This window comes from Bradyrhizobium sp. Leaf396, from assembly GCF_001424605.1.
Classification (GTDB): Bacteria; Pseudomonadota; Alphaproteobacteria; order Rhizobiales; family Xanthobacteraceae; genus Bradyrhizobium; species Bradyrhizobium japonicum_C.
Genome location: NZ_LMQJ01000011.1, coordinates 22,471 through 39,231 on the forward strand (window position 1 = coordinate 22,471; position 16,761 = coordinate 39,231).

The 16,761-nt window shown below is 64.7% G+C and carries 17 protein-coding genes; 11 read left to right on the forward strand and 6 right to left on the reverse strand.

The window, feature by feature from the left end; all coding sequences use genetic code 11:
- The first annotated feature begins 278 nt into the window (after positions 1 to 278).
- From ASG57_RS12580 to ASG57_RS38355, 6 genes are all read left to right on the forward strand, one after another.
- Positions 279 to 1,619, forward strand: coding sequence for an ABC transporter substrate-binding protein (locus ASG57_RS12580; protein WP_024341878.1), 1,341 nt, complete (start codon positions 279 to 281; stop codon positions 1,617 to 1,619).
- Between the two features lie 133 nt (positions 1,620 to 1,752).
- A complete protein-coding gene (locus ASG57_RS12585) occupies positions 1,753 to 2,691 on the forward strand; it encodes a carbohydrate ABC transporter permease (protein WP_024341879.1) in 939 nt (312 codons plus the stop codon).
- Positions 2,691 to 3,602 carry a carbohydrate ABC transporter permease gene (locus ASG57_RS12590; RefSeq protein ID WP_024341880.1) on the forward strand — a complete coding sequence of 304 codons (912 nt, stop codon included), beginning with the start codon at positions 2,691 to 2,693 and terminating at the stop codon, positions 3,600 to 3,602. The genes ASG57_RS12585 and ASG57_RS12590 overlap by 1 nt, the downstream gene beginning before the upstream one ends.
- A 6-nt stretch (positions 3,603 to 3,608) precedes the next feature.
- Entirely contained in the window at positions 3,609 to 4,709 is a 1,101-nt protein-coding gene (locus tag ASG57_RS12595; protein WP_024341881.1) for an ABC transporter ATP-binding protein, read from the forward strand.
- A gap of 36 nt (positions 4,710 to 4,745) precedes the next feature.
- Positions 4,746 to 5,735, forward strand: a complete 990-nt coding sequence (locus ASG57_RS12600) for a hydroxyacid dehydrogenase (protein WP_057196433.1) — start codon at positions 4,746 to 4,748, stop codon at positions 5,733 to 5,735.
- 157 nt (positions 5,736 to 5,892) lie between these two features.
- Positions 5,893 to 6,372, forward strand: a complete 480-nt coding sequence (locus tag ASG57_RS38355; protein WP_057196434.1) for a hypothetical protein — start codon at positions 5,893 to 5,895, stop codon at positions 6,370 to 6,372.
- A gap of 63 nt (positions 6,373 to 6,435) precedes the next feature.
- Here the strand turns inward: ASG57_RS38355 and ASG57_RS12610 are convergent, their stop codons facing one another.
- Positions 6,436 to 6,933 carry a DUF1993 domain-containing protein gene (locus ASG57_RS12610; RefSeq protein WP_035697916.1) on the reverse strand — a complete coding sequence of 166 codons (498 nt, stop codon included), beginning with the start codon at positions 6,931 to 6,933 and terminating at the stop codon, positions 6,436 to 6,438.
- A 361-nt stretch (positions 6,934 to 7,294) separates the two neighbouring features.
- Between ASG57_RS12610 and ASG57_RS12615 the strand changes: the two genes are divergently transcribed.
- Together ASG57_RS12615 and ASG57_RS12620 are read left to right on the forward strand one after the other, a co-directional pair.
- Positions 7,295 to 8,137, forward strand: a complete 843-nt coding sequence (locus ASG57_RS12615) for a DUF2147 domain-containing protein (RefSeq protein ID WP_024341885.1) — start codon at positions 7,295 to 7,297, stop codon at positions 8,135 to 8,137.
- A 173-nt stretch (positions 8,138 to 8,310) separates the two neighbouring features.
- Positions 8,311 to 8,667, forward strand: a complete 357-nt coding sequence (locus ASG57_RS12620) for a hypothetical protein (RefSeq protein ID WP_024341886.1) — start codon at positions 8,311 to 8,313, stop codon at positions 8,665 to 8,667.
- A gap of 173 nt (positions 8,668 to 8,840) precedes the next feature.
- Here the strand turns inward: ASG57_RS12620 and ASG57_RS12625 are convergent, their stop codons facing one another.
- Positions 8,841 to 9,245 (reverse strand): (R)-mandelonitrile lyase, encoded by a 405-nt coding sequence (locus ASG57_RS12625; protein WP_024341887.1) that lies wholly within the window; start codon positions 9,243 to 9,245, stop codon positions 8,841 to 8,843.
- Between the two features lie 16 nt (positions 9,246 to 9,261).
- Entirely contained in the window at positions 9,262 to 9,960 is a 699-nt protein-coding gene (locus ASG57_RS12630) for a ribonuclease activity regulator RraA (RefSeq protein WP_024341888.1), read from the reverse strand.
- 260 nt (positions 9,961 to 10,220) lie between these two features.
- On the opposite strand from ASG57_RS12630, the gene pxpB reads away from it, so the two are divergent.
- The 3 genes from pxpB to ASG57_RS12645 are packed head-to-tail and all read left to right on the forward strand — an operon-like array spanning position 10,221 to position 12,788.
- Positions 10,221 to 10,952 carry a 5-oxoprolinase subunit PxpB gene (gene pxpB, locus ASG57_RS12635; RefSeq protein WP_024341889.1) on the forward strand — a complete coding sequence of 244 codons (732 nt, stop codon included), beginning with the start codon at positions 10,221 to 10,223 and terminating at the stop codon, positions 10,950 to 10,952.
- Positions 10,949 to 11,986, forward strand: a complete 1,038-nt coding sequence (locus ASG57_RS12640; protein WP_024341890.1) for a 5-oxoprolinase subunit C family protein — start codon at positions 10,949 to 10,951, stop codon at positions 11,984 to 11,986. Before pxpB ends, ASG57_RS12640 begins: the two co-directional genes overlap by 4 nt.
- A gap of 31 nt (positions 11,987 to 12,017) precedes the next feature.
- Positions 12,018 to 12,788 (forward strand): LamB/YcsF family protein, encoded by a 771-nt coding sequence (locus tag ASG57_RS12645; RefSeq protein ID WP_024341891.1) that lies wholly within the window; start codon positions 12,018 to 12,020, stop codon positions 12,786 to 12,788.
- A 24-nt stretch (positions 12,789 to 12,812) separates the two neighbouring features.
- Here ASG57_RS12645 and ASG57_RS38665 read toward each other — a convergent pair whose 3' ends face one another.
- From ASG57_RS38665 to ASG57_RS12655, 3 genes are all read right to left on the reverse strand, one after another.
- Positions 12,813 to 12,965, reverse strand: a complete 153-nt coding sequence (locus ASG57_RS38665; RefSeq protein ID WP_035697868.1) for a hypothetical protein — start codon at positions 12,963 to 12,965, stop codon at positions 12,813 to 12,815.
- Positions 12,966 to 13,166: 201 nt separating this feature from the next.
- A complete protein-coding gene (locus tag ASG57_RS12650; RefSeq protein WP_024341892.1) occupies positions 13,167 to 14,777 on the reverse strand; it encodes a sulfite reductase subunit alpha in 1,611 nt (536 codons plus the stop codon).
- A complete protein-coding gene (locus ASG57_RS12655; RefSeq protein WP_024341893.1) occupies positions 14,774 to 16,555 on the reverse strand; it encodes a NirA family protein in 1,782 nt (593 codons plus the stop codon). The genes ASG57_RS12650 and ASG57_RS12655 overlap by 4 nt, the downstream gene beginning before the upstream one ends.
- Positions 16,556 to 16,761 lie beyond the last annotated feature (206 nt).

Here is a 16,761-nt window from a genome sequence, read left to right on the forward strand (position 1 = left end):
GTCGCAAAAACAGCGAACGCCCTTCGCCTGCAGCGTGCCGCCTCGATGCGTCACGCCTTTTCCGGACACAACGTTAGTTTTAGCCGCGGAGCCGTTCGGCTTTCTCGACAGATGCGATCAATCATGATCTGATCGCGCTACCAATTTGCTGCGGCTTGCGTGAATTGCTCGTGCGAGCCGACGGCCCCAATAAGAAACGCCAACAAGAAACACTCGATAAATCAATAAAGAAGTCTCTAGAGGAAACTCCAACAACAACACCCAAGCGAGGAAACGAGATGTCACGCAAGACACTGACGCGACGTCAATTTGTGGCTGCCACTGCAATGTCCTCCGCGGCGCTGATCACCGCGCCCTATGTCCGGGGCGCTTATGCCGCCGGCAAGCTCTCCATCGGCTTCTGGGACCATTGGGTGCCAGGCGCCAACAAGGCCTCGACCGACCTCGTCAACGAATGGGCGGCGAAGGAGAAGGTCGAAGTCTCGATCGACTACATCACCAGCAACAACAAGAAGCTCGAACTGACGGTCGCCGCCGAAGCACAAGCGAAATCCGGTCACGACATTCTCCAGATGCCGACCTGGTGGCCGCACGCCTACGCCGACCAGCTTGAGCCGGTCAACGACATCATGGAGCCGATCATCAAGCAGAACGGCGACGTCAACGGCACCGTCAAGTATCTGGGCCAGGGCGGCGGCAAATGGCTTGCCGTGCCCGCGACCGTCGGCAGCCAGATCAAGGGGCCCTGCTCCCGCATCGACCTGATGAAGAAGCATGCCGGCATCGACGTTCAGGCGATGTATCCGGCCGGCAGCGCGCCCAAGGCCGACAATTGGACGATGGATACTTTCCTGAAGGCGGCGGAGGCCTGTCAGAAGGCCGGCGTTGCGTTCGGCATCGGGCTTGGCGAGACCACCGACAGCGTCGACACGGCCGGCGCGATCTTCCAGTCGTTCGGCGCCGAGCTCGTCAATGCCAAGGGCGATGTCACGGTGAAGACGGACGCGGTCCGGCAGGCGCTCGAGTTCTACAAGAAGTTGATTGCCGTCCTGCCGCCTGACGCAGCGTCCTGGGACGATGCGTCCAACAACAAATGGCTGATCTCGGGCCGTGGTGCGCTGATCCTGAATCCGCCGAGCGCCTGGGCAGTGGCCAAGCGCGATGCCCCGCAGATTGCAGAGCAATGCTGGACCCACAGCATGCCGGCCGGTCCGAAGGGCCGCTTCGCGCCCTTCCTGCCGTATTTCTGGGGCGTATGGGCCTTCGGCAAGAACAAGCCGGCGGCCAAGAGCCTGCTCGCCCACCTCTCGCAGCCGTCCTCGATCGAAAAATTCGTTGCAGCGAGCGGCGGCTATGACCTGCCGGCCTTCGCAAACCTGACGAAGCTCAAGACCTGGGCCGAGGAAGGGCCGCCAAAGGGCACGCTCTACCACTATCCCGATCCGCACGGCAGCCAGACGATGTCGATCGCGGCATCGCCCGCTCCGCCAAAGATCGCACAGCAGATCTACTCCCAGGCGACGCTGACCAAGCTGGCGCTGCGTTATGCCAGGGGCGAGACGATGGACCAGGCGCTCGCCTGGGCCGAGGGCGAGTGCGAAGGCTTCATGCGGAGCTGATGCCGGGTGCTCATGGCGGTTCACGCGCTCACGAGTGAGCCGCCGACGATCCGCTCGTCCCATCATCACATTGTCGAGGGAAGCCGACCGATCCGGCCGGCTTCCCCTTTGAAATCCGCGAGAAAGTCTGACCATGGCCGATGTCGTCGTTGAGCAAGGTCGCTCCGTCCACGCTGCGAGCCCGCGCAAACGCACCAGCCTGCGCAATGCCCTCAGGCGGAAGTCGACGATGGCGTTCTTCCTGACGCTGCCGCTGATTTTGCTGATCGCGTTGCTCGTGCTCTATCCTGCCTTCTACTCCATGCACCTTGCGACGCTGAACAAGTCGATGCAGAAATTCGTCGGCTTCGCCAACTTCACCTTCCTGTTCAAGCGCGACACGTTCTGGATGGTGGTGAGGCAGTCCTGCATCTTCGCCATCACCGCCGTTTTCTTCAAGGCGTTGCTCGGCTTCATCGTCGCTCATTTCGTGCACAACCTTCCGGCCAAGGGCCAGCGCAAATGGCGCGGCATGCTGCTGGTCCCGTGGGTGATCCCGCCGGCGATGAGCACGCTGGCGTGGCTATGGCTGTTCGATCCTTCCTACAGCGCCTTCAACTATACGCTTTCATTCTTCGGCGTCGGCCCGGTCCCCTGGCTCGGCGACACCTTCTGGGCGCGCTTCTCCGTCATTCTCGTCAACGTCTGGTATGGCGCACCTTTCTTCATGATCATGTATCTCGCGGCGCTGAAATCCGTGCCGGACCAGCTCTATGAGGCGGCCGCCATCGACGGCGCCAATTGGTGGCAGCGGATCTGGTACGTGACATTGCCGATGATGCGCAACATCATCGCCATCACGACGCTGTTCTCGCTGATCGTGACCTTCGCCAATTTCGACATCGTGCGCATCCTGACCTCGGGCGGCCCGCTGGATTCCACCCATATCTTCGCCACATGGGCATTCCAGGTCGGAATCCAGAGCAGCGACATTCCGCTCGGCGCCTGCGTCTCGCTGTTCATGGTGCCGATCCTCGCAGTCGCGGCGATCTTCATACTGCGCGATGTCAGCAAACGTGGGAACGAAGCCTGATGAGCACGCTCGCAATCGACAAAGGCGGCCCCACGCGCAAGATCAAGTACCGGAGCATGAGCCGGGACCGCGCCTGGGCGCTGCGCTGGTCCTACTTCTTCCTGGTGGTGTTCGCGATCTTCTCGCTCACTCCGCCGATCTACATGCTGATTACCTCTCTCAAGAGCAGCGCGGAGATTTCGGCGGCGACCAATCCCTGGTGGGTGTTTCATCCGACCCTGGCGAACTATGTCGAGCTTCTGACCTCGAACCAGTTTCTGCGCTTCTTCTGGAATTCCGCCATCGTGTCCATCGTGGTCGTGATCGTCACCATGCTGATCAGCATTCCGGCGGCGTTCGCACTGGCGCGAATGAAGTTCTGGGGCTCGACGACGCTCGCGACCGGCGTGTTCCTCACCTACCTGGTTCCCGACAGCCTGCTGTTCATTCCGCTCTTCAAGATGCTGGCGGTGGTCCAGGATCTGACCGGGATCACGCTGCTCAACCGATGGTACGTGCTGCTGTTCATCTATCCGACGCTGACCGTGCCGTTCTGCACCTGGATCATGATCGGCTATTTCGCCTCGATCCCGAAGGAGCTGGATGAGGCCGCCCTCATCGACGGCGCCTCCTGGCTGCAGACCCTGACGCGGATCTTCATCCCCGTCGCGCTGCCCGGGCTGATCGCCGCGACCATCTTCGCGTTCACGGTGTCCTGGGCGCAGTTCCTCTATCCGCTGGTGTTCACGACGTCGGTTGATCAACTCGTGCTGCCGGTCGGCATCACCACCACGTTGATCAAGGGCGACGTGTTCAACTGGGGGCAGATCATGACCGGCGCGCTGCTGGGCGCCGCGCCGCCGCTGATCATCTACGCCTTCCTGATGGACTACTACATTGCCGGCCTGACCGCCGGCGCGACAAAGGGTTGATGGCTCATGGCTGAGGTTGCTTTGCGGAAAGTGGTCAAGCGTTACGATGATGTCGAGGCCGTGCGCGGCATCGACCTCGACATCGCCGATCACGAGTTCATCGTGCTGGTCGGCCCCTCGGGCTGCGGCAAGTCGACCACGCTGCGCATGATCGCAGGCCTCGAGGACATCAGCGACGGCGACATCATGATCGGCGGCGACGTCGTCAACGACGTACCGCCGAAGGACCGCGACATCGCCATGGTGTTCCAGAACTACGCGCTCTATCCGCACATGACGGTCGCGGAGAACATGTCGTTCGGCCTGCGCCTGAAGCATTATCCCAAGGCCGAGATCAAGGCGCGGGTGACCGAGGCCGCCCGCCTCCTCGACATCACCGATCTTATCGACCGCAAGCCGAAGCAGCTCTCCGGCGGCCAGCGCCAGCGTGTCGCGATGGGCCGGGCCATCGTGCGCAATCCGAAGGTCTTCCTGTTCGACGAGCCGCTGTCCAATCTCGACGCGAAACTCCGCGTGCAGATGCGGATCGAGATCAAGAAGGTGCACCAGAAGGTGCGGACCACCACGGTCTACGTCACCCACGATCAGGTCGAGGCGATGACGCTGGCCGACCGCGTCGTGGTGATGAACAAGGGACGGATCGAGCAGATCGGCACGCCGAACGAGCTCTACCACAAGCCGGCGACGCGCTTCGTCGCTGGCTTCATCGGCTCGCCGGCGATGAACTTCATCCCGTGCCGGCTCGAGGATGTCGGCGGCACGCTCCAGATCCGCCTCACCGACCGCCTTGCCTTCCCGCTGCCGCCCGCCCGTGCGGCCCGCTACAACGCGCTGCCGCGCACCGAAAAGCTGCTGCTCGGCCTGCGCCCCGAGCATCTGACCGAGTCGCACGCGCATCTCGAGCCCGGCGTCGAGACCTTCGACACGGTGCTCGACGTCACCGAGCCGATGGGAATGGAGACGCTGGTCTATTTCGGCCTCGAAGGCACGCCGGTCTGCGGCCGCGTCAATCCCAATGCCGGCGCCAAGGACGGGGGACCCATGCGTTTGGCGATGGACCTCAACAACATGCACCTGCTAAACGAAGAGACCGGCGTCGTGTTGTGACGCCGCCTTGAGAAACGCTGGGCAGGCAGGGGAGCGATGGCGACCAACAAGAAGAAGATTTTCGTTACACAAACTTTGTCGCGAGGGGCACGCGCCCTCCTCACCCAGCGGGACGATATCGAGCTCGTCGAGTTTCCGAACCTGATCTCCGCAAAGGACTTCGAGGCCCTGCTGAAGAGCCACGCCCCCGTCCACGGCGTGGCGCTGGGTGCAACCGCTTTCGGCGAGACCGAACTCGAAGCGTCGAAAGACATGAAGGTGGTGACCCGCATCGGCGTCGGCTACGACGCCGTCGACGTGCCCGCTCTCTCCCGCCGCAAGGTGCCGCTGATGGTCGCCGGCAGCGCGAACTCGCCCTCGGTCGCCGAAGCCGCGCTGTTCATGATGCTGACGCTGGCCAAGCGCGCGCAGGAATTGCACGCCTGCGTCAAGGACGGCAAATGGGCCGACCGGCTCGGCATGCTGCCGTTCGACCTTTACGGCAAGACCGTGCTGATCGTCGGTTTCGGCCGCATCGGCAGCCGCACCGCCAAGCGCTGCCTGGCATTCGAAATGAACGTCCAGGTCTACGATCCCTACAAGGAAGCCGCCGAGATCAAGGCAGCCGGCTGCGAGCCCGTCACTGACCTGGACGCCGCGCTGCCGGGCGCCGACTTCGTCACCATCCACTGCCCCAAGACACCGGAGACCGTCGGCCTGTTCGACGCGGCGCGGATCGGCCGGATGAAGCCCAAAGCCTACCTCATCAATACCGCGCGCGGCGGCATCGTGAAGGAGTCCGCACTGTACGACGCGCTCACGTCCGGCAGGCTCGCCGGCGCGGGGATCGACGTCTTCGAGGTGGAGCCACCGCCGGTCGGCAACGCGCTGTTCGCGTTGCCCAACGTCATCATCGCTCCACACGTCGCCGGCGTCACGGTCGAAGCCGTCGAGCGCATGAGCGAACAGACCGCACGCAACATCCTGAGTGTTCTGGACGGCGACCCCATCCGGCAGAACGTGATCAACCAGGACGTGCTGGGCTGAGCGGAATTCAGGACGCACCTGGATGTGGATGGCCAGAAAGCGTCCCATTTTGGTGCAGATCGAGCCCCAACTCAGCCTTAATCAAACGCGCGTAATGCATCTTGCCGCGGCGGCAGCGGGACAGACTGGCCGCCCGCGTCGAGCTGGAGGATGACGCTTGTCAGAGATCGACCCGACCGACCATGCGCTTGCGACCATCGCGAGCATTCTGGAAAATCCCGAGCCGGCGCTCGTTGTCCGGGAAACCGAGATTATTCGAGAGACTGAAATCGTCCTCGTGGGCGAGCAGCCGTCCGTCGAAGAGCATAATGTTCTCGACGAGCATCCGGTGGTCGAGGAGCAGCCGCTGGCGCCCGAGCATACGGATGCCGACGGCTACAGCAAGGTCGGTCCGGGGCCCATGGTAGCGATCCGTCTCAAGTGGACGGTCCATCGTGGCGATGACGGCCAGTACTATGTCCACGAGACCATCGGCGAACAATCCGCCCCCGTGGTCAGCGGCCCCATGACGAGCGAGGCCGCGGTCCGCTTCGTCGATGGGCAGCAGGACGAGGCGAACAAGCGCTTCGAGTTGCTGCGCAGCGAGATCGCCGGCCGCAGCTCGCTTGCAGATTACGAGCGCAAGGGCGAAGCGTAAGGCCATTTTCGGCCCGCTCACTTTGCACACCTCTCCCGAAAACAGAGGTGTGCGAGCCACCAACTACTTCCTCCCAAGATAGTCCTTCTTCACCAGCTCGACGCCGGCGTGCCGCAAGATGTCGTAAGCCGTCGTCACGTGAAAGAAGAACTGTGGGAGGCTGAACGTCAGCAGCAGCGTTCGCCCGGTGAAGGGCAGCTCGCTGCCGTTCTTCAGCCTGAAGACAACATCCCGTTCCGCCGCCCCATCGATCTTCGCGCGCGGCAGGCTTTGGATGAACTCAACCGACGTCGCGATGCGCGCCTGAAGGCCGGCCATATCGTGCTCGAGCACGGGCAACGTGACCGGCTCGCGTTCGGCCAGCAAGGCTGGCGCAACCGTAGCGTGGCGGCAGGCCTCGCCGATCTGCTGCGCCAGATCGTACATGTTCGGCGCAAGGCGCATGCCGAGCAGAACCGTGGGGTCGAACTTCCGGGTCTCGGCATACGCGACACCCTTGTCGAGCAGAACCGACAGGTTGTGCAGGTACGGCACGAACAGGCCCACCGAGGCCTCGTAGATCGAGATCGTCATGCCAGAATTCCCCTATCTTCGGCGTCTGGTCAAATTCCGCCGTCGAACAGTTGCACAATGCCAGCTCAACATGTCGATGGAAGACGGCAACGCCAAAGATCTACACGGCTTGGCCCGACTAAAGCGATGTCTGCCGACGCCATCAGCAGTGGAGGCCCTATAAGTTGAACGCCGCCTGAGGCCGCGTCCTCCTGTCGCTTGCCTTGCCAAACTTTGGGCCGGCTTCGGGCCTATTGAACCGGGAACCTGCGAAGCACGACTCATACGGACGACAGTGATCTGGATCACTTTCTGCGATCGGACCGGCGCGTAAGCGTCGGTGCGGGGACCACCGGTTCAGGAGACGGAAATGAGGAAGCTGTTGGCCACGGCCGCATTCCTTTTGGCAAGCACCGCCGCGCAGGCGCAGTACACCTTCGAATATGGCGGGCGCACCATCCGCATCGACCCGGAGCGCGGCACGGTGCAGATTCCCGGGGTCTACGACAACACGGGCCAGAGCAAGCCCAAGAAGGCCAAGAAGAGCGAGCAGGCTCCGCAGCAGGCCACGGTCGACCCGCAGGCACCGGCTGCGCCGGCACCTGCCCCCGCCCCGCCCGCAGCTGTGCAGCCGGCTCCGGCTGCTGCCGTGGCGCCGCCCCCCGCACCGCCACCAGCTCCTCCGCCGACCACGACCGCCACCAACTCGCCGGCCGGCGCGGCTGCCGCACCAGCGCCTGCACCGCCTCAGGCCGCTGCTCCAGTCGAGCAGCAGGCAGCGCCTGCCACCGCTCCGCCGCCCGCCCCGAGTGTGGCCGCCGCCCCCCCGGCGCCGCCTCCGCCACCTGCCGCCGCTCCCGTTCAGGCAGCCGCAACAACGCCTGCTCCGGCAACCGCGCCCACGCGAGATCTCAGCTCGCCGCTCGGCGTCTGGCTCACCGAGGAGAGGGAAGGCAAGGTCCGCATCGAGCAATGCGGCACCAACCTCTGCGGCTATTCGGTCGATTCCAGGTCGAACCAGAACGGCGAGCAGGTTCTGATCAACATGAAGCCGGGCAAGGACCAAAAATGGACCGGGCGCATCCTCGATCCGAACTCGGGCTCGACCTACGATTCAACGATCGCCATGAAGGGCACCGACCGCCTGCGTGTGCAGGGCTGCGCCTTCGGCGGCATGTTCTGCGGCGGCCAGACCTGGACGCGCGTGAATTGAGTTCAACGTCCTGACGGAGACAAGGGGCTCGTGATCCGGGCCCCTTTGCTTTTCCCGGGGGAGCCTCGCGACGTGCGCAGGCTCACGGAGCCCCTTGCGCACGTGACTGCCCTCACAGCGCCGGTTCCGCGCCCATGCCACGATCCGCGCATGGTCACCCACAGGGGCGTGTCATGAACGGCTTTCGCAAAGGTCTCTTCGCTTCCCTCGTCGCCATCGCCTTGCCATTCGCGCAGGCTGACGCCGCGACAAGCACCTTCGACGGCACATGGAATGTCCGCATCTCGTCATCGAGCGAGACCTGCGGCAACGGCGCAACCGTCGCAATCGGCATCAACAAAGGCCAGATCGCCTCGAGCAGCGCCGCGGTGAACGCGTCCGGTCACGTGGCCGATGCCGGCCGCATCAATGTCACCTTGAGCACCGGCATCAAGCGCGCGGTCGGCTTCGGCCGGCTCAGCGGCAGCTCGGGCTCCGGCACTTGGCGCGGTGCGATGTGCAGGGGAACGTGGACGGCGGAGCGGATGTAGGGCTTCTGTCCCGGACAAGCGGCAATGCAATAGCGCATCGAGGACGCGTGTGAACGCGTTGACGGCATTGCTGCGCCGAGCCGCGACCCAGCGGTGTCGACCACTGCAATATCCCGGCCCCCGCTCCGCGACGCATCGCCCTCAGGCGATGCGTCTTGTCCGGGGCATGCAGATCAGCCCACCGCGGCGCCGTATTCCGCGTCCGTGACCGGCTCCAGCCAGGTCGAATAGACTCCGTCGAGCGCTTCCTGCATGGCAATGTGGCACATGCCGTTGGTCGGCGACGCCCCGTGCCAGTGCAGTTCGCCCGGAGGAATCCAGACGGTATCGCCGGGACGGATCTCGCGGATCGGGCCGCCCTTGGACTGCACGCGTCCGACGCCGGAAATGACGTAGAGCGTCTGGCCGAGGGGATGATGATGCCAGTTGGTGCGCGCGCCCGGCTCGAAAGCGACGCGCGAGCAGTTCAGCCGTGCCGGCGACGGCGCCATGATGACGGGGTCCTGCCACACGGTGCCGGTGAAGTTTTCCTTGGGCGCGCGGCGGGTCGGCCGCGTGCCTGCGACGGTGATCTCCATAGGGTCTGCTCTCCTGTTATTTCTTGCTCGCGGCGTAGCGCGCCTTGGTTTCGGCATTCATGGGGTACAGGCCCGGCAGCGCCGCGCCGTTGTTCACCTCGTTGACGATCCAGGCCTCCATCCGCTCCTGCTCGACGCCCTCGGCAAGGACGTGATCAAGCATCGCCTGCGGGATCAACACGCAGCCGTCCTGGTCGGCAACGACGATGTCATTCGGGAACACGGCAACGCCGCCGCAGCCGATCGGCTCGCCCCAGCCGACAAAGGTAAGACCTGCAACCGACGGCGGCGCGGCATAGCCGTCGCACCACACCGGCAGGTTGGTGCCGAGCACGCCCTCGACGTCGCGCACGACGCCGTCGGTGACGAGCGCAGTGACGCCGCGCTTGACCATGCGCGCGCACAGGATGTCGCCGAAGATGCCGGCGTCGGTGATGCCCATGGCGTCGACCACGGCGATGCATCCTTCCGGCATCGCCTCGATCGCGGTGCGGGTCGAGATCGGCGAAGACCAGGATTCCGGTGTCGCCAGATCCTCGCGCGCCGGCACGAAGCGCAGCGTGAAGGCTGGTCCCACCAAGCGGGGCAGACCCGGGCGCAGCGGCCGTGCGCCGCGCATCCACACATTGCGCAGGCCCTTCTTCAGCAGGACCGTGGTGATGGTGGCGGTGGTGATGCCGGCGAGAGTCTTGCGAGCTTCGGGGGACAGCGACATGGAAACGGACGAGCTCCGGATGGGCGGGAAACAACGCGCGCATCTTGCTAGCCGCAGCCCTTGCGTCAAGGGCCAAGAGGGTCCCAATAACGCAGGGCCGCTGAGCTGTTATGCGCCGCGATAACAAGGCTTTATCGGCACCCCTTGCATTAATTTATTGGACTTGCGGGCGCATTTACGCGAAGCAGAGGTGACGCGGAGCTCAACGTCGAGCCCGCGCGCTTCCAAAAGCCCGATTTCGACAACTCTTCGACAGCTCAATGGCCGCGACGCTTCTCCCGCCCCGCCTTCTGCCCAGTGGCGACAGCGCCGTCACGGTCGAGTTCAGCCGCACCATCGATGATGTCGCCAACCAGCGCGTGCTGGCACTCGACAAGGCGCTGGCAGCAAGTCCGATCGAGGGCATCACCGAGACCGTACCGACCTATCGCTCCTTGCTGGTGCATTACGATCCCTGCGCAATCGCTTTTGATGCGCTCGGCGAGAAGCTGCTCGCGCTCGCGGGCCAACCGCTGCCGCCGGTCACCAAGGCGCGCCGCTGGCGCATTCCGGTCGCCTATGGCGGCGAGCACGGCATCGACCTCGAGGATGTCGCCAAGGCGCTCAACACCACGCCCGATGACATCATCGCCCGGCATGCGGGCGGCGATTACAAGGTGGCCATGATCGGCTTCACGCCGGGCTGGTCCTATCTCAGCGGCCTCGACAAATCCCTGCACATGTCGCGGCGGCAATCGCCACGCCTGCTGACGCCGGCCGGCACCATCTCGATCGGCGGCGTGCAGGCCGGAATCCAATGTCTGGCCGCGCCGAGCGGCTGGCATTTGCTCGGCCGCACGCCTGTCAGGACCTATCAGCTCCATCGCAACCCGACCTTCCTCACCGAACCCGGCGATCGCGTGACGTTCTTCGCAATCGACCACAAGACATTCGAGGAATTGGACCGCGCTGCGGAAGCCGGCGAGATCGTCGCCGAGCAGGTCGTCGCATGAGCCGCCTCGTCGTTGCCAGCATCGGCCCGGCAAGCTCGGTCCAGGACGGCGGGCGGCTCGGCGCGCAACGCTACGGCCTGACGGTGAGCGGAGCGATGGACCGCCTGTCGCTTGCGGCGGCGAACACCCTCGTCGGCAACGAGCCTTTCGCGGCCGCCATCGAGATCGGCCCGGTCGGCGCCTCCTTCACCGCCCGCGACGGCGCCGTGCGCGTCGCGATTTCAGGCGCACCGCGCAACGCGGACATCGCCGGCAGCCCGGTCGCGATGGACGCATCGGTAACGCTGAAGGACGGCGAGACGCTGACGCTCGGTTTTGCCCGCGGCGGCGCGTTCACTTATCTCGCGATCGAGGGCGGCATCAAGGGCGAGCCGGTGTTCGGCAGCCTCGCCGTCAATGCCCGCGCAGGCCTCGGCAGCCCCTACCCGCGCCCGCTTCAGGCTGGCGACGAGTTCAGCGTCGACGCTGCGAGCGGCGCGCCGGAGCTTCGCATCGAGCTGCCGAAGCCGGTGAGTGGCCCGATCCGCGTGCTGCTGGGACCGCAGGACGACGAGTTCGACGACTCCAACAAGGCTCTGTTCCTTGAGAGCGAATGGAAGATCTCGGCGACTTCCGATCGCATGGGCTACCGGCTCGAGGGCCCCGCCATCAAGCATCTGCATGGCCACAACATCGTCTCCGACGGCACCGTGAACGGCAGCATCCAGGTGCCCGGCAACGGAGCCCCCATCGCGCTGATGATGGACCGCGGTACCTCCGGCGGCTATCCGAAGATCGCAACGGTGATAACGGCCGATATCGGTCGCCTCGCCCAGACCTCGGCGGGAACCGCGTTCCGCTTCAAGGCTGTCAGCATGGCCGAAGCGCAGGACGAGGCACGCAAGTTTGCACAGTTGATCCGCAGCCTGCCCGATCGCCTGCGCTCCTCCGACACTGTCGCACTCAACATCGAGGCGCTCAGCGATGCTAACGTGGCGGGCTATGCGGTCAGCGCGGTCGATGCCGGGACCTGGCAGGTCACGGCGGAGCCGTAAGCGACAACAAGACCAGAGGCGGAGAGCACCGATGAAGACAGTCGACCTTAATTGCGATCTCGGCGAGGGTTTTGGAGCGTGGGAGATGGGCAACGACGCCGCCATGATCGAGCTCGCAAGCTCGGTCAACGTCGCCTGCGGCTTCCATGCCGGCGATCCCGACATCATGCGGCGGACGGTCGAGCTCGCGAAGGCGCGCGGCGTGTCGGTCGGCGCGCATCCCGGATATCGCGACCTGCATGGCTTCGGCCGCCATCCGATCGCAGGGCTCAAGGCCTCCGAAATCGAGAACCTCGTCGCCTACCAGATCGGCGCGCTGCAGGCGATCGCGACAGCGGCCGGCCACAAGGTGACCCATGTAAAGGCGCATGGCGCGCTCTCCAACGTCGCCTGCGAGGACGACATGACCGCGAAGGCGATCGCCGCCGGCATCAAGGCGGTCGATCCCGGCCTGATCTTCGTGGTGCTTGCCAATTCCAAGCTGGTGAAGGCGGGCGAAGATGCCAACCTGCCGATGGTGCACGAGGTGTTCGCCGACCGCGCCTATGAGGACGACGGCAATCTGGTCTCGCGCAAGAAGCCCGGTGCGGTCCTGCACGACGCCAAGGCGATCGCTGACCGCGTGGTGCGGATGGTGCAGGACGGCGCGGTCGTGTCGGTCACGGGCAAGGTCATCAAGATGCGCACGGACACGGTCTGCATCCACGGCGATACGCCCGGCGCCGTGGACATCGCCCGCGGCGTGCGCCAGGCGTTGAAGGCTGCGGGAATCGAGGTCGCGCCGTTCAGGCGCGGGGCGTGAGTTTCGCCGCCCCGGAACGACACATTAAAACGGATGCACCGAAAGCGTCCCGAACACGATCGCCGCGATGACGGCGAAGGCGCTGTACATCGCGACATGATGCAGCGTCCCCCGGGTTCGCCGCGAGAGCGAACGCGCGTAGAAATGCAGTCTGGCTTCCGCCGATAATTCGCGCATGGCCGGTCTCCAACGCCCCATTTGCGGGTATGAAGGATCAGCCAGGGGACGAGGCAAGATGCCGAGAGAAATAGCGATGAGCTTCTTCTAAGAAGCCTGATCGCAGACGCATATTCTCCCGACCGGCAGGTTCCGAGAATCTCATTCGTTAAAATCCGAGCCAGCCGGAACCGGCCCGTACAACGCCGGTGTGAGAGCAGACTAGTACACGTCGGCCTGGAAGCGACCGGACTTCTTGAGCTCGGCGACGAAGCTGACGGCCTCATCCGTCGAACGCGCGCCGAACTGGGCGACGATGTCGACCAGCGCACGCTCCACGTCCTTGGCCATGCGCTTGGCGTCGCCGCAGATGTAGAGATGCGCGCCTTCGGCGAGCCACGTCCAAAGCTCGCGCCCGACCTCGCGCATGCGGTCCTGCACGTAGAATTTCTTCTCGCCGTCGCGCGACCAGGCCAGCGACAGGCGCGTCAGTAGACCCGAGGTCTTCATCGCGTTGAGCTCCTCCTGGTAGAAGAAATCGCAATCGCTGCGCTGGTGGCCGAAGAACAGCCAGTTCTTGCCGGGCGCACCGGTCGCCTTGCGGTCGAGCAGGAAGGCCCGGAACGGCGCGATGCCTGTGCCGGGGCCGATCATGATGATCGGCGTCTTGGGATCCTGCGGGAGGCCGAAGCCATGCGCCTTCTGCACATAGACCTTCAGCTTATCGCCCTCCTTGATGCGTTCGCCGAGGAAGGTCGAGGCGACGCCGAGGCGCTTGCGCTTGCCGACGATGTAGCGCACGGAGTCCACCGTCAGTGACAGCTTTCCCGGCGACGCATTGTGCGAGGACGAGATCGAGTAGAGCCGCGGCTGGAGCGGCTCCAGCGCCTCGACGAAAGCCTCGGCATGCGGCCGCGTGCCGGAAAACTTCTGCAGCGCGGCCATGACGTCGAGCGTGGCCGCATCGCCATCGGGATCCTCGCCCTGCGCCAGCGCACGTGCCTTCTCGCGCGCGGCGCCGCCGGTGATGAAGGAAATCAGTTCGAACAGCGTGTCAGGCGCCGGCGACAGAGAGACGTCGTCGATCAGCACCTCGCGCAGCGTCTTGCCGTTGACTTTGGTGGTGTGGGAGGCGCCGAGCAGCGCGATGATCTGGTCGACGAGGCCGACATCGTTGCGCGCGAACACGCCGAAACTGTCGCCGACCACGTAGTCGAGCTTGCTCTCGGAGAGATCGAACTCGACGTGATATGTCTCCTTCTCCGATTTGCCCTTGTTGAGCAGGCGGCGCGACAGGAAGGTCGCCGCGACAGGATTGTCGCGTGAGCGGCCGGGTTCGGCGATGGTCACGGTCACGGCTGGTGCCGCCGCATCCGGCTTGTCGGCCGGCTTCGCCGCAGGCGTCTTGTCGAGCTCCTCGAACAGCGACTTCAGCATCCGCGCGGTTTCCTTGCCGCCTGGGACACAGAGGTTGAGCCGCGCTTCGCTGCGGCTCGCAATCGCTTCCGAATAGTCGTGGCAATTGTAGCCGCATTGGCCGCAATCCTGCTGCGCCATCGCCGCCATCATCTTGCGGCGCACGGGACGGCCCTCGGCGAGCTTCATCCGCTCGGCGATCGGCATGGTCTGGTCGTGCCACGGCGCTTCACCGTCATCGCCGTCGCCGGCCGCGCCTTGCATGACGGCGGCGCCCTGCTCCGTTGACAGCGGCGCGGCGACCTCAGGCGACAGCAGGCCGGCGAAAAAGCCGTTCAGCCAGGAGCGCTGCGCGTCGGAGAACGGTGCGCTTGGGGGAATGAGGTCGAGCTTCGGCGGAGGGGTGATCTGGTTCATGCGGACACCTGTGCATCGGCCAGCTTGCGCAGCGTTTCACCGTCATGGCGTCGCGCGAAATGGAGGAAGGTTTCATCGGGCGACGAACGATGCGCCATGTAGGCTTTCAGCAGTCGTTCGACCGTCTTTGGCGCATCCTCGGCCTTGAGGTCGCGGTAGACCTCCTGCCCGATGTCGGCGTCGGGCCCGAACCCGCCACCGGTAAAGAGGTGATAGCCCTCGACGGTGTCTTCCTCACTGACCGGCACGCGCGCGCCGATCAGGCCGATGTCGCTGATGTAATGCTGCGCGCAGGAATGGTGACAACCGGTGACGTGGATGTTGACCGGCTTATCCATCGCCACGCGCGTTTCGCACCAGTCGCCGATCTCGGCGGAATGACGCTTGGTGTTCGCCGCGGCGAAGCGGCAACCGGCATTACCGGTGCAGGCGATCAGGCCGGCGCGGATGTGCGAGGCCTCGACCGCGAGCCCGATCTGCTTGATCGCCGCAACCGCAAGCTCGACGTTCTCGTCGCGCACTCCCGAGATGAGCAGGTTCTGCCAGACCGTCAGCCGGATCTCGCCGTCACCGAGATCCTGCGCGAGCTTGGCGAGGCTTCGCATCTGATCGGAGGTGAGCTTGCCGAGCGGCAGCGACACCCCGATCCAGTTGAGGCCCTCCTGCTTCTGCCTGTGCACGCCGACATGCGCCATGCGGTCCGCCGCGGGGCGTGGTGCGAACGCCTCCTCCGGCACGCGCGTGAACGGCGTCTTCAGCCGCTCCTCGACGAGCTTGACGAAGCCGTCATGCCCCATCGCATCGAGCACATATTTCAGCCGCGCCTTGTTGCGGTTGGTGCGGTCGCCGTGGTCGATGAACACGCGCACGATGGCGTCTGCAACGGCGGTTGCCTGCTCCGGCCTGACGATGATGCCGGAATATTTGGCGAAATCCTTGTGCCCGGTAATGCCGCCGAGGCCGAGGCGGAACCAGACGCCGGGCTCGACGCCGAAGCCGTCCTTCACCTCATAAGCCGTGAACGCGATGTCGTTGGTCTCCTCGAGCACCGCAATCCTGCCGGCGCCGTCGAAGGCAACGTTGAACTTGCGCGGCAGGCCGTAGAGCGAACGGTCGTTGAGGATGTGGTAGTGCCACTCGCGCGCATAGGGCCGCGTGTCGAGCAGCTCCTGTGGATCGATGCCGGCGGTCGCCGTTCCCGTGACGTTGCGGATGTTGTCGGCGCCGGAGCCGCGCGAGCACAGGCCGAGTTCCTGAATGCCTTCGAGGAATTTGATCGCGTGCTTCGGCGGGATCTCGCGAAGCTGAAGATTGGCGCGCGTCGTGACGTGGCAGTAGGGGCCGCATAGCTCGTCGGCGAGGTCGGCAAGGCCGGACAGCTGCCAGTGCTTCATGATGCCGTTCGGAATGCGCAGGCGGCTCATGTAGGAATCCTGCGTCGGCGCGACATAGAAGATGCCGTAATAGCGCCAGCGGAAATTGTCGGCCGGGCTCGGCGCCGCGTTGTCGAGCGCCTGCTGGCGCAACCGCGGATAGGCGTCGAAAGGATGCTCCTCGCGCTTGAACTTCTCCTGGTCGGCAAGCTTCTTGCCCGACGCAATCACCCTGTCCTGCGCCTTGATGTGCACGGCATCGGGCCCGGTCGGCTCGGCGCTCGCCTTGACGGCGCCGCCGCCCAGAGCGCGACCGACGCGGCTGATCTGCAGGCCCGTCGTGAAGCCTTCGAGATAGCGCTTCTGCTCGTCGGTAAAGTCGACTGAGAGCGTTTCGATTTTCATGGTTGCTAACGAAGCTCCTGCGGCCACCAGAGTGGCTCCGAGGTTGGCGCGACCCGCGGGGGAGCTTGGGCCGGCTCAGCGCCGGCTTCGTCACCCACGGTCCGATCAGCTTCGTTGCTGCGGGACTTGGCTCAGCAGGCACCTATGACAAGCTGGCCGCAGTGCAACATTCAAGTTGCGTGCCAGCTTGGTCGAGACTGAAACAT